Annotated in this window: 16 protein-coding genes and 1 other RNA gene (1 of these 17 cut by a window edge); 9 read left to right on the forward strand and 8 right to left on the reverse strand. The window is 61.1% G+C overall.

The features are described from left to right. Positions 1–78: 78 nt before the first annotated feature. The 5 genes from AAID99_RS13060 to efp all read right to left on the reverse strand — a co-directional run bounded on the left by AAID99_RS13060 (position 79) and on the right by efp (position 4,749). Positions 79–1,086 (reverse strand): peptidoglycan -binding protein, encoded by a 1,008-nt coding sequence (locus tag AAID99_RS13060; RefSeq protein ID WP_498494090.1) that lies wholly within the window; start codon positions 1,084–1,086, stop codon positions 79–81. A gap of 15 nt (positions 1,087–1,101) precedes the next feature. After that, positions 1,102–2,274 carry a flagellar motor protein MotA gene (locus tag AAID99_RS13065; protein WP_188427540.1) on the reverse strand — a complete coding sequence of 391 codons (1,173 nt, stop codon included), beginning with the start codon at positions 2,272–2,274 and terminating at the stop codon, positions 1,102–1,104. Next, entirely contained in the window at positions 2,271–3,083 is an 813-nt protein-coding gene (locus AAID99_RS13070) for an OmpA family protein (protein WP_498494091.1), read from the reverse strand. Before AAID99_RS13070 ends, AAID99_RS13065 begins: the two co-directional genes overlap by 4 nt. 152 nt (positions 3,084–3,235) lie before the next feature. After that, positions 3,236–4,066, reverse strand: coding sequence for an inositol monophosphatase family protein (locus AAID99_RS13075; protein WP_498494092.1), 831 nt, complete (start codon positions 4,064–4,066; stop codon positions 3,236–3,238). Between the two features lie 119 nt (positions 4,067–4,185). After that, complete coding sequence (gene efp / locus AAID99_RS13080) at positions 4,186–4,749, reverse strand: elongation factor P (protein WP_188427543.1); 564 nt, start codon at positions 4,747–4,749, stop codon at positions 4,186–4,188. A 248-nt stretch (positions 4,750–4,997) separates the two neighbouring features. On the opposite strand from efp, the gene AAID99_RS13085 reads away from it, so the two are divergent. Continuing rightward, the gene (locus tag AAID99_RS13085) at positions 4,998–5,849 is read left to right on the forward strand and encodes a DNA/RNA non-specific endonuclease (protein WP_498494093.1); all 852 of its coding nucleotides are present in this window, start codon (positions 4,998–5,000) and stop codon (positions 5,847–5,849) included. Here AAID99_RS13085 and AAID99_RS13090 read toward each other — a convergent pair. Then, entirely contained in the window at positions 5,838–6,908 is a 1,071-nt protein-coding gene (locus tag AAID99_RS13090) for a lysine-2,3-aminomutase-like protein (protein WP_498494303.1), read from the reverse strand. The genes AAID99_RS13085 and AAID99_RS13090 overlap by 12 nt on opposite strands. Positions 6,909–6,960: 52 nt before the next feature. Here AAID99_RS13090 and epmA point away from each other — a divergent pair, with 52 nt between their 5' ends. The 3 genes from epmA to AAID99_RS13105 all read left to right on the forward strand — a co-directional run bounded on the left by epmA (position 6,961) and on the right by AAID99_RS13105 (position 9,169). Beyond that, entirely contained in the window at positions 6,961–7,944 is a 984-nt protein-coding gene (gene epmA / locus AAID99_RS13095; RefSeq protein ID WP_498494094.1) for an EF-P lysine aminoacylase EpmA, read from the forward strand. 113 nt (positions 7,945–8,057) lie between these two features. Then, positions 8,058–8,471 carry a hypothetical protein gene (locus AAID99_RS13100; RefSeq protein WP_188427547.1) on the forward strand — a complete coding sequence of 138 codons (414 nt, stop codon included), beginning with the start codon at positions 8,058–8,060 and terminating at the stop codon, positions 8,469–8,471. 140 nt (positions 8,472–8,611) lie between these two features. Continuing rightward, positions 8,612–9,169 (forward strand): fasciclin domain-containing protein, encoded by a 558-nt coding sequence (locus AAID99_RS13105; RefSeq protein WP_498494095.1) that lies wholly within the window; start codon positions 8,612–8,614, stop codon positions 9,167–9,169. Here AAID99_RS13105 and AAID99_RS13110 read toward each other — a convergent pair. Next, a complete protein-coding gene (locus AAID99_RS13110; RefSeq protein ID WP_498494097.1) occupies positions 9,138–9,728 on the reverse strand; it encodes a thiamine phosphate synthase in 591 nt (196 codons plus the stop codon). The genes AAID99_RS13105 and AAID99_RS13110 overlap by 32 nt on opposite strands. A 25-nt stretch (positions 9,729–9,753) precedes the next feature. Next, positions 9,754–10,035 (reverse strand): hypothetical protein, encoded by a 282-nt coding sequence (locus tag AAID99_RS13115; RefSeq protein WP_188427550.1) that lies wholly within the window; start codon positions 10,033–10,035, stop codon positions 9,754–9,756. A 198-nt stretch (positions 10,036–10,233) separates the two neighbouring features. On the opposite strand from AAID99_RS13115, the gene AAID99_RS13120 reads away from it, so the two are divergent. The 5 genes from AAID99_RS13120 to AAID99_RS13140 form a co-directional block, all read left to right on the forward strand. Continuing rightward, on the forward strand, positions 10,234–10,443 hold the full coding sequence (locus AAID99_RS13120) for a hypothetical protein (protein ID WP_498494098.1): 210 nt from the start codon (positions 10,234–10,236) through the stop codon (positions 10,441–10,443). A 3-nt stretch (positions 10,444–10,446) separates the two neighbouring features. Further along, positions 10,447–10,788 carry a cell division protein ZapA gene (locus AAID99_RS13125; protein WP_188427551.1) on the forward strand — a complete coding sequence of 114 codons (342 nt, stop codon included), beginning with the start codon at positions 10,447–10,449 and terminating at the stop codon, positions 10,786–10,788. A 10-nt stretch (positions 10,789–10,798) separates the two neighbouring features. Further along, a non-coding RNA gene (gene ssrS, locus AAID99_RS13130) (6S RNA) lies at positions 10,799–10,955 on the forward strand. Between the two features lies 1 nt (position 10,956). Beyond that, positions 10,957–11,532 (forward strand): 5-formyltetrahydrofolate cyclo-ligase, encoded by a 576-nt coding sequence (locus AAID99_RS13135; RefSeq protein ID WP_498494100.1) that lies wholly within the window; start codon positions 10,957–10,959, stop codon positions 11,530–11,532. Then, positions 11,529–12,186, forward strand: partial view of a TIGR00282 family metallophosphoesterase gene (locus AAID99_RS13140; RefSeq protein WP_332350953.1) — the 5' portion only. The gene runs 158 nt beyond the window's last position; the window shows 658 of its 816 coding nt (coding positions 1–658); it begins with the start codon at positions 11,529–11,531; its stop codon lies off the right edge, out of view. The genes AAID99_RS13135 and AAID99_RS13140 overlap by 4 nt, the downstream gene beginning before the upstream one ends.

Raw genomic sequence — 12,186 nt, forward strand, 5'->3', positions numbered from 1 at the left:
CGCCGTTCTTGTCATTGGGGAGAAACCGGCACGATGCGATTTCTCCCCGATGTTTCAAAGGCGCTTCGGGGCGCCTGATCAGCGATCCGTCAGGCGAAATTCGATACGCCGGTTGCGGGCGAAAGCCGCTGCCGTATTGCCCTGGTCGAGGGGCTGGTAATCGGAGAATCCTGTTGCGGCGAGATGATGCGGATCGACGCCTTCCTTGACCAGCACCTTCACCACTGTGATGGCACGCGCGCTCGACAGCTCCCAGTTGCTCGGGAATGCGGTATGGATAGGCTGCTTGTCGGCATGGCCGTCGATACGCAGGATCCAGGGAATATCTTTCGGGATCTGGCTCGAAACCTGCTTGAAGGTATGGGCCAGGGCCGCAATTTCCTTCTCGCCTTCCGGTGTCAGCTCGGCGCTTCCCTGAGGGAAGAGAATGGAGCTCTGGAAAACGAATCGGTCACCGACGATTTCGACGCCCTTCTGGTTTTTCAGGATATCCTGAAGCCGGCCGAAGAACTCTGAACGATACCGCTTGAGCTGGTTCACCTTGTCGGCGAGGGCCACGTTGAGCTTGTTGCCCAGATCGGTGATCTGCTGGTCGCGTGCAGTCACATCCTTTTTCGCGATATCCAGGGCCTGACCGATGGCGAGAAGCTGCTGGTTGAGCTGCTCAAGCTGTGATTTGAGCTGGGCGATGGTCGCCTGATCGGATTGCGTGGCCTGACCGGCGGCGGCCAGTGCCTGCTCCTTTTCGGCGATTGTGCCATTCAGCGTGGCGAGCTGCTGGGTCAGGACGTCAGCCTGGCGTTTGGCGCTGTCGCGATCGGTCGTGAGGCTGGCCACTATGGCGTTGAGCTGGGTGTTCTTGTCCTCGCTCATCGACAGCGTGTGCTGAAGCGCCGCCAGCTGCTGGCGCAGCTCATCCAGCGAGTGGGTGCGCTTGCTGAGCGCCACGGACAGGAATTGCTGGCCGAGAACGAAGACCAGCAACACGAAGGTCACCACCATCAGCAGGGTGGAGAGCGCATCCACATAACCGGGCCAGGCATTGAGTTCCCCACCATGGGAACTGCGTCGGGAGCGTCGTGCCATGAAAGCCGCCTCGCCTTACTGTGCTGCCGGAGGAACGGCCGTGCCGCCATTGGGGCTCGTTGCCGCAATGGTGCGCGCCAGAACGCGCAGGTCGTTGCGGATTTCGCCAGCCATCTGGGCGCGGCCGCTATGCAGTTCGTCGATCAGGCGCACGATATGCCCCTCGATACGACCGAACTGCTCGCGGCTGTCTTTCGCGTCGTTGAAGGCCGCTGTGCCTGGTGTGGCAGCCTCACCGACATGTTTGAGGAACGGGCCGAGCAGGGCCTGACCTTCAGCCACACGATTCATCATTTTCTGGTTGGACTGAAGCAGATCGGTCATGGCCTTGAGGCGCTCCTGCAACCCGTCCATGACCTGAAGCTGCTGCATGCGGCTTTCCTCGCTGCGCGAGACGACATTCTGCAGCGTTTCGAGATTTTCAGCCGTCTGCTCAAGCAATGCCTGTACGTAGGCCGGGACAGAGGCATCGCCCCCTTCGATCAGCGCGCCACCCTGCTTGGTGATGCCGACCAGCCATTCCTCGACCTCGTTGAAAAAGCGGTTCTGGGCCTGACCGGCATTGAGGTCGAGAAATCCGAGGATCAGTGCCCCGGCGAGGCCAAACATCGACCCTGAGAAGGCGGTGGACATGCCCTTGAGCGGTTCGGCCAGGCCCGTCTTCAACTGGCCGAACATGGCATCGAGATTGCCGTCACCGACACTCATGCCGCCGATCACACCCGCAATGGAACTGACCGTCAGCAACAGGCCGTAGAATGTGCCAAGCAGACCGAGATAGATCAGCAGGCTGGTCATGTATCGTGAAATGTCACGCGATTCGTCCAGACGCCCTGAAAGGCTGTCGAGCGTGGCCTGAGCCGATTGATGCGACAGGCTCAGGCGCCCCGTCGTGGTGCGTGCGGCCAGATTGCGCGCCAGGGCACCGAGCAGGCGCGGCGGGGCGGGCTGGGCCAGACCTGCACGATTGACGCGCAGCTGATCGACCCATTTCACCTCTGGCAAGAGCCGAAGGACCGTGCGCAGATTCCACAGAATGCCGATGATCAACACACCCAGAATCAGGCCGTCCAGCGCCGGATTGGCGAAGAAGGCGGCATAGAGTGTCTTGCTCAGCAGGGCAGCAACAGCAGCAACAAGGATCAGGAAGATCCCCATGCGCAACAGATAAAGAGTGGGGCGGGTCATGGCGTGGCGGTCCTCGGGGCGGTTCCGAACTGGGCTTCTGAAATCGGAGCAGCGACGCTGCCTTCGGCGACGATGTCGAGACGGTCAGGTGGGTTGGAGCCTGCGGGGGCGAGCCCGGTGGCACGCGGGTATATGCGCGTCGTGGCCACACCTTCACGAATCAGGAGCGAGCGCACGGCCAGAGCACGAGCCAGGGCAATGCGCCTTGGTGTCGACAGGTCTTCCGTTGAGCCGCTGGCAGAGGCCCAGAGCGTCACGCGAAGCGTCGGCTGTCCAGCCAGCTTTCTGGCTTCTGCCTTTACCGCGTCGATCATGGGCTGGGTCATGCCGCTGCTATTGGCGGCAAAGAGCACACGCAGACCGTTCGGGCGTGCCTCGGTCTGACCTTTTGCCTCCGGGTCGGGCTTGATGTCCTCAGGCGGAACCGGCGGGTGAGTCGGCACTTTCACGCCGGGCGGCGGAATAACCACGGGATGGGGCGGCTCGGCGGGTACGTCGGGGGGCGCGCCGACGCGTTGGGCGGCGGGCAGGCGCGGTGCCGAAGCGGGAGAGGCACCGGGGGCGGATGCAGCCGGGGCCTTTTTCTCTGCTGGCTTCTTTGGCGCGGCTTCATGCGATTTGGCATGAGGCGCCTTTTCGGCGTGGGTCGTGCCAGCGGGCGCTTTTTTGGCGGATTGGGATTTGGCAGGCGCCGCAGCGGGCAGCGCGTCGTCGTTGGAGGTGACCTGCGCCGCTGCGGGCAGGGAGGTCAGCAGGACGGCCGGGAGACCGGCCGAGCACAGGAGGGAAAGAAGGATCGGCCGTTTCATGACCGGGCGATCCTAATCGCGCTGCCCCCGCTCGGGCAATGGGGAATGAAGCGTCAACGCTCCGGGTTCCCTTCGCTTGCGAAAAATTCTGGGCAATTGATTTTCGGCAGGCACCCGATGACAGGGCGCCTGCTTCCGTAGGCCTTTTGGCTTCAGGCCTTGCGGGTCAGGGCGTCGAGAACGATCTTGCGGATCGGTCCATGCAGATTGCCGTTACCGGCGACAAGCGTGACGTCATTGTCCAGATCGGTGATTTCCAGCCCTTCCGGGTCGGTTACATAGCCACCGGCCTCGCGCACGATAAGAAGACCGGCCGCGCAATCCCACGGCTTGAGACCGATTTCCCAGAAGGCTTCGTAGCGACCAGCGGCAACCCAGGCGAGGTCGAGGGCCGCGGCACCAAAGCGACGGAAGCCAGCCACATGGGGCATGAGGGTTGCGAGCGTACGACCGAAAGGCAGGCGACGATCGGCGGGAGTCTTGGCAAAGGGGATGCCAGTGGCAATCAGGGATTCTGAAAGCTCGCGACGGGCCGACACGCGGATGCGACGTTCATTGAGGAAGGCGCCGATGCCCTTCTCGGCCCAGAACATCTCGTTGGCGGCAGGGTTATAGACCATGGCAGCCGCGATTTCGGTCGATCCGTCAGGGTGACGACGCTGCAGGGCAATGGAGATGGCCCATTGCGGAATGCCGTGAAGGAAGTTCGAGGTGCCGTCGAGCGGGTCGACGATCCAGCGCCAAGTCCAGTTATCGCCACCGGAATTGCCGCTTTCTTCCATCAGGAAGGCATAACCTGGGCGTGCGCGGGCAAGTTCATCACGGATTGTCTGTTCGGCACGCAGATCGGCCTGGGAGACGAAATCGCCCGGTCCCTTGATGCTGACCTGAAGCTGCTCGACTTCAGCGAAGTCGCGCAGGAGGCGCTTGGCTGCCTTTTGCGCAGCATTCTGCATGACGGTCATATGCGGCGAGAGACGCATGGCGTTAATCCTGATGAGAGATTTTGAAAGAGCAGGGGTAGTCGGTCGAAACGGAACCGGGTTGCCCCGGTGCCGTGAGGGAAAGCCGAGGTAAACCTCATGCTCTCCCGGTGCAATGATTACTTGGCGCGCTCGACATAGGAGGCGTCATCGGTGCGGACAACAACGCGCTCACCGGCTTCGATGAAGGGCGGCACCATGGTCTTCACGCCATTGGACAGCATGGCGGGCTTGTAGGACGAGCTGGCCGTCTGGCCCTTGACCACCGGATCGGCCTCGGTGATTTCGAGCGTGACATGCGGCGGCAGGGACACGCCAACCGGGTCGCCTTCGACCAGCTTCACGTTCAGTTCCATGTTGTCCTGCAGGAAGGGCAGCTGGTCGCCGAAGATATCCTTGTGCAGCATGACCTGCTCGAAGGTTTCCGGGTCCATCAGGACGATATTGTCGCCATCCGTATAGGAATAGCTGTAGTCCTTGTCTTCCGTCATCAGGCGCTCGACGGTGTCAGCCGTACGCCAGCGTTCGTTGGTCTTGTTGCCCGTGTTGAGGTCGCGCATTTCAACCTGAATGAACGCACCGCCCTTGCCCGGCGTGATGATCTGCTGCTTGAGAACCGTCCAGCGACGACCGTCATGCTCAATAACCTGTCCGGCGCGAATCAGGTTTGCCTGCTGCTTCATGGAAGAAAGATCCCGGGAATCGTGATGTGAATACGACGGGTCTGTGCCGCCGTGAAAGGCGGGTTTCTAACGAAGCGGGCGCGCAAGAGCAAGCGAGATGGAGTCGTGACATCCGTTGAGGCACCGGGTTAGGCCAGCATGGCTGCCGTCCCTGAAGGGAGTAGCGGTTCATCTGCCCTGCGCTAGTGTGACGACAGAAGGACGCGCGATCCGGTTGTTTGTTTTTTGCTGAGGAGATACGACGCGGCATGATCCTGCGCGTTCTTCCGGCTGTCTGTCTGCTTCTGTTCTGCCGTCCTGGTTTTGCGGCAGAGTGCTCCGGGCTCTTTCTTGATGGAGTGGCGCCCGCTCTGTCGGCTCCGGCGCCGATGCAGCGTGACACGTTCCTGTGCAATACCGATTTTGCCGTCATGGCGTCGGGTGTGACGCATGAGCCCGTCTGGGCTGCCGAGCATCTGACACGCGACGCGATACGCTCGGCGCAACATGAGTTGCGCCAGGGGGTCTTTCATGAGGAGACAAGACAGAACGAAGCGGATCGGGCCCGGCTGGATGATTACCGCCGCTCGGGTTTCGATCGCGGGCATATGGCGCCGAGCGGTGATGCGCCAAGCCGTGTCTCGCAGCAGGAAAGCTTTTCTCTTGCCAATATGGTGCCGCAGTCTCCCGACCTGAATCGCGGGCTATGGGCGGGGATCGAGAAACAGGTGCGTGCCCTCGTTCTGTCAGAAGGCGAGGCCTATGTGGTGACGGGGCCAGCCTATCACCTCGCCTCGCCAGCCGTGATTGGCGATAACGCGCTCCCTGTGCCGAGTTCTGTCTGGAAGGCAGTCTATCTGCCGGGGCGCAGGGCGCTTTCGGTCTATGTCTGCAAGAATACGGTCACACCGAGTTGCACCCAGGTGCCCGTTGCCTCGCTGACACGGGTGGCAGGTGTCGATCCTTTCCCCACGCTGCCGCAGGCGATGCGTGAGACCATCACCAGACTGCCTGATCCGCAGGCTGAGCCCTATCACGTCTCTCCCAAGCTGCGTCGTTTGACCATGCAAGTCATGAAACGCTTCCTGCGTGGGATGATGAGCGGCGACTCACCCCTCTGACAGAGAGGGTTCCTGTTGCGGCTCATCAAGGCGATGGGCGGTGCCATAGGGGTCTCGTACCTCGCCCGGATGCGTGTCGGGGCGGTAGTAATCGGGGCCCAGCGGCACCTTGCCCGCGCCACCGGGGATATCGAGCACATAGGTCGGCCATGCCAGACCCGTCACTCTGCCGCGCAGTTTTGCCAGAAGGGCGCGCCCTTCATCGATAGGCACGTGGAAATGCGCCGTGCCCGGGGCAGGGTCGAGCTGATGCAGATAATAGGGCTTGATCCGTGACGTGACGAAAGCACGCAGCAGGGCTTCGAGCGCTTCCTCTGTGTCGTTGACGCCGCGCAGCAGGACTGACTGGCTTAGAACGGGAATGGCCCGGCTCTGGATCTGTCGCACGGCCTGACGCGCCTTGGGCGTCAGCTCGCTGGCGTGATTGGCGTGAAGCACCACCCACATGGCGCGGTCTGTCTCGAGTGCATCAAGAAGGGCCGGTGTGATGCGCGCCGGATCGGCGACCGGTACCCGACTATGAATACGTATCGTCTGGATATGCGCCATGGCCGAAAGCGCGCTGACGATATGCTTGAGCCGCCTTGGGCTCAGCATGAGCGGGTCGCCGCCGGTCAGAATGATTTCGCTGACAGAAGGGTGATCGGCAATCCATGCGAGCGCTGTAGCCAGGGCGTCGTCCGAGAGCAGGCCGCCATCTGGACCAACATGCTCGCGCCTGAAGCAGAAACGGCAATAAAGCGGGCAGACCAGAAGCGGCTTGAGCAGCGCCCGGTCCTGATAGCGATGCACGATGCCCGGAACGGGTGAAAGCGCATCATCCCCGATGGGGTCCTGCATTTCCCATGGCGCTGTTTTGAGTTCGGCAGGGCTCGGGACCACCTGACGTCCGATCGGGTCGTCTGGATGGGAGATGAGAGAAAGGAACTCGGCGGGAATGGCTGTGGAAAATGCCTTTGCCACCTCTTCGAGCGCCTCGCGCTGCTCGGGGGGGACGAGCCCATGCGCAACGAGTTGCGCGACGCTGCGCAGGGTGGGGGGATTGACCTTTTCTGCCATGAGGCGGCTGTACTGCAATCCCCTCAGTTTTCGCAACCGGAGAGCGTATTTCATGGTCCGACGCACGGCTATTTCCGACAGGGTGCCTTTGCTGCAACGTCGTGCGCTGCTGCAAAGGAGCGTCAGAGCGTTTTTCGACTCACGGGGTTATCTTGAGGTCGAGACGCCTTATGCTGTTCCGACACCCGGCGAAGAGGTGCATCTGCGCTGCTTCCGCACCGAGCTCGAGCGGCCCGATGGCACATGCGAGACGCGGTTTCTGCATACGAGCCCGGAATTTGCCATGAAGCGCATCGTGGCGGCGTCTGGTCTGCCGGTCTATCAGCTTGCCCGCGTCTGGCGGAATGGCGAGCAGAGCGCTTTACATGCCCCTGAATTCACCATGCTCGAATGGTATCGACCGGGCGCCGGGCTGGCGTCTCTTATGGATGAGACAGAAGCACTTGTGCGCGCGCTTCTGCCGCCGAGCCTGACTTATGGCGAGACAACGCTCGATTTTGCAGCACCTTTCGAGCGTCTGACCATGGCAGAGGCTTTCACCCGCTATGTCGGCGTGGATCTTCTGGCGATAGGTGACGATGCCGAACGTCTGGCGCGAGAAGCCGGAACCGCCTTGCGCCCCGGAGAGGAATGGGAGGATCTGTTCTTTCGTCTTCTGCTGGAGCGGGTCGAACCCGAGATTGGCCGGGCGCGACCGACATATCTTACGCATTGGCCCGCAGCGCAGGCAGCCCTGTCGCGGCGTGATCCGGAAGACCCGAGGGTGGCGCTGCGCTTCGAACTTTATGCGGCCGGGATAGAACTCGCCAATGCATTCGAGGAGCTGACAGACCCGCAGGAGCAGCGCGTGCGCTTCGAGGCAGATCGGGCGAGGCGTCTGGCGCTTGCGCCCGACCAGAACTGGCCGCTCGATGAGGCCTTTCTGGCCGATCTGCAGTCGCTGCCGCCCTGCAGCGGGATAGCCTTGGGCTTTGACCGGCTCGTCATGCTGGCAGTCGGCGCACCACGACTGTGTGACATTATGTGGTTTTCTTAAACCTTCGGATAGCCATGAACCTTTTCTGGGGGCAAAGTCGTTTCTATTGCCTAGAGTGGCGCCAGCTTCGAACTGATCCGGCAGGCGGCTTCAGCTTCGGAAAGGGTAACAGGATGATGAAGAAGACGATTTTCCTCTCATGTGCCGCTTTGCTGACCCTGTCAGCGTGCGACGTACCGACGGTTCAGCAGCGCAAGGTGCTGGATTCGATGATCGGCAAGACGGACGTGGATGTGCTGCGCACCTTCGGTGTGCCGACCCGCACCTATCAGGCCAGCGGTCATGACTTCCTGGCGTATATCGACAACGAGACCAACTACTCCCCCGGCACAGGTGGCTGGGGTTGGGGCTGGGGTGGCGGTCCGTGGGGTGGCTATGGCGGTTACGGCGGCTGGGGTGGCTATGGTGGCTGGGGCGGCGGCTTCGGCGGTTTTCCTCCCAGCTATTACAACACGACCTGCCAGACGACGTTTGAGTTGAACAACAGCCGTGTCGTTGGCTGGACCATGCGCGGAGACGGGTGCTGAGCCTTATGACACTGGTTGCAAGAAGAAAAAGAAGAACGACAGTTCTCGGTTGTTTCTGTGCGGCTCTCGCGCTTGCGGGGTGTGAGAGCCGGGCGCGACAGGATCCGTTTCCCCGTCCGAGTTCGCTGGCAGCGGTGCAGATGCCTGCCGTCAGCAGCGCGCATATGTATCATGCCTCGACCAAGACGGAGACTTCCAGCCCGGTAGCCTATGCCGAGCCGCCGACCTTTTCGTATGCGGATCGTCCGCTGATCGAAAATATCTCGGGATCGCTCGAACTGGCCGATTATCGTCAGGCTATGCGCCAGACAGGCATCTTCCCACGGCTGGGGCGTAACGGGCCTTATACCGTCTTCGCCCTGCCCAATGAGCCGTTTGAGCGTTATGCCGCCCGGGTGCCGGGCGGATTGATGGCATCGCAGAACGCAGCGTTTCTCAAGCAGCTTCTGAGCTTTACCATCGTGCGTGGCAACTGGTCGCCCAAGGCGCTGAACAAGGCGATGACCAGGCTTAAATCCAACAGGATCGGGTTGAAGACGTTGTCAGGCGATATGCTGACCGTGCAGCGGGATGGGTCGAACGGCCAGTTCGTGCTGATGAATGCGACGGGCCGTGTTGTGAAACTTTGGCTGAACGGGGCACCGCAGTCCAACGGGACCCTCTATATTACCCAGGAAATTCTTCCGCCGCGCGGCTGACGATGGCGGCCAGTCGTGCGCCGGCTTCGTCGGCATCGACGAAGCTCAGGGGCACGGCAATAAAATCGGCATTGGCCTTGATCATGGCCAATGCCTGCTCTTCCGTCTCGATATCCTCGGCAATGATGGGCAGTTCCATCATTTGTGACCACCAGGCGACCAGATCGGGCGCGTTGGGCGCGATCGAGATATAATCGGCGCCAAGTTCGCCGGCATTCATGGCATCGTCGCGACTCGTCCCGCAGAACACGCCCAGTTGCAGATCGCGCCCGAGTTCTTCTCTGGCGGTCAGGCATTGGGCAGGGCTGCCGGTGAGGTGAACGCCGTCGCAGCCGAGTTCCTGCGCAAGCGCGGGCAGATCGGTGAGAATCAGGGCCGTGCCATGAGCATGAACCGTTTCACGTATGGCATGGACGCAGCTTCGGGCACGTGTTTCGTCGGTGGTGCTGAGACGCAACGCGGCGGGTGTCCAGCGTTCGAGAACCTTCGCCAGATCAGCCAATTCACGTGAGGGATCGAAATCCGGCATCGTGACCAGGTAGAGTTCGCAGGGCAGCATGGGCAAGGTCCGTTGGAAGGGGCGCTTAGTTTTCGCGCGCCAGATACTGTGAAAGCTGCCCAATGCGGTAAGCGTTATAGGGCGGTCTGCCAAGAGTGAGGGTGCAGGGGCGGCTTGTCAAAACATGACCGTTACAGATTTCGGCAAGGGCAATCAGCGTTTCCAATGTAGGGCCTGACTGTGTGCAGACAACCCATTGTGCCCCTCCTCTCAATGCCGAGGCGGCAAGGGCTGGTGCGTCATCAGCATCGAAAACAGCGGGCACACCCAGCGGGGCAGTCAGAGCCTGCCACCAGGGAAATCCCATGATTCGCCCGATCCCTTGTGCCGGAATAACCGCGTAAGGAGTGCCGGAGCCAGGGTGAGGCAGGTGAGCGAGAAGCGAGTCATCGTATAAAGCGATGATCTTATGGGGGAGAGTCTCCTCCGGCTTCATGCTTGACCTCACGGCGCGTTACGGGCTTCCATAGACCAGCGGAAACCGCATGTGGATGATGAGGGTGTTTTGACGGATCAGATCGAGAGTGCAAGCAGTTCTGCAAGACCCGAAGATCGGATCGAAGAGGCGTTGGATCGCATTGCTTACGCCCTGCATCATTCGCGTGAGCCCGCCTCCAATAATGTAGACTGGCAGCCTGTTGCCGCCAATATCGAGGCGCTGCGCCTGCGTGTACGCGACCTCATCGATCGTCTCGATATCGAGGAAGAGGCATAAACCATGGCCCAGATCACGGTACGTCTCAACGGATACTCTTATACGATTGGCTGTCAGGATGGCGAGGAGCGCTATCTTCAGGATCTGGCCAGGCAGGTCGAGCGCCGCATCGAGCGGGTGCGCAGTCTTGGCACGCAGGGTGGTGAGGCCTGGACCTTGGTCATGGCGTCGCTGTTGATGGCTGACGAACTGCATGATCTGGCCAAGGAAATCCTCCCCAGCACGACCAGCGAGCGTGTTCAGCGTGCGGATCGTCTGATCGCCGAGAACGAGGCGCGCGAGCAGAAGCTTAATTTGTTGGCCGAGCGGGCAGAAGGCATTGCAGCCGAGCTGGAGAGTGCCTAGGTAGTGTCCTGTGGGACTGCCCGGTACGTCAGGCAACTCAACCCCTGGGCCGATAAGCACTTCCTTAGGGAACTGGCGCTGTCGTGATCGTGGTCATGATATCTGGTGCCCACCTGCGTGAGCAGGTCCGGGAGGGCTGAAAGACCGACGGCCAGGGTGGTTCCACACATGAATAGCGATCAAGAAAAACAGGCTCTGCGTCAGGCGATGCGCACGCGCAGGGCGAGCAACCCGGCATCGCCGAAAGCTCAGGCAGAACTGATCGGGTCCCTTGCCTCGATTGTTCTGTGCAACCCCCATATGAAGAAAATCGGCTGTGTCTGGCCCCTGCCGGGGGAGGCCGATCTGCGACCACTCTGTGCCCTTCTGGCCGAGACGGGACGTACCGTGCTGTTGCCGGAAACGACGCCCAAGGGGCAGCCCCTCATTTTCAGGCACTGGCGACCCGATGGCACGATGCTTGAGGGGCGGTTCGGTACCATGCATCCGGATGGTGAGGTTGATCGACCCGATACGCTGCTGGTGCCGCTTCTGGCGTTTGATCGCTCAGGCAATCGTCTGGGATATGGCGGTGGCTATTATGATCGCACGCTTGCAGGGCTGCGCTGTCGATCGATCGGCTTTGCGTTTGCCTGGCAGGAAGTGGCGCAGGTGCCTCTCGGCGCCTATGACCAGCCTCTCGACTGGATTGTGACTGAAAAAGAAATCCTGGCAGGACAGGCCGGGAAAGGCGGAGCAGAGTGAGACTACTTTTTCTTGGAGATATCGTCGGTCGCGCGGGCCGTGAAGCGGTCATGGCGCGTTTGCCCGAATGGCGCGAAACGCTGAAGCTCGATGTGGTGGTGGTGAACGGTGAGAATGCCTCTCACGGCTTTGGTCTTTCGACCGCCATTGCAACCGATCTGTTCAAGGCCGGGGTGGATGTCATCACGCTGGGAAATCATGCCTGGGACAAGAAAGAGCTGCTCCGCGATATCAACTCCGAGCCGCGCATCATACGCCCCCTGAACTTCCCGCCGGGCACACCAGGGCAGGGCGCGTATGTCATCGTGCTTCCCAATGGGCGCAAGGTGCTGGTGATCAACGTCATGGGGCGTCTGTTCATGGACCCGCTTGATGATCCGTTCCGGGCAGTGAGCGAATTTCTGTCACGTCACAAGCTGGGCATGACGGCCCATGCGATCATTGTCGATCTCCACGCCGAGACAGGCAGTGAGAAAATGGCGTTCGGGCATTTTCTCGATGGAAAGGTCTCTCTGGTCGTGGGGACGCACACCCATGTGCCGACGGCCGATTATCGCATTCTCTCCAAAGGGACGGCCTATCAGACCGATGCGGGCATGTGCGGCGACTACGACAGTGTGATCGGTATGGGGAAGGAAGCCTCGCTTTATCGCT

Source organism: Asaia sp. Ae19-3, assembly GCF_059801175.1.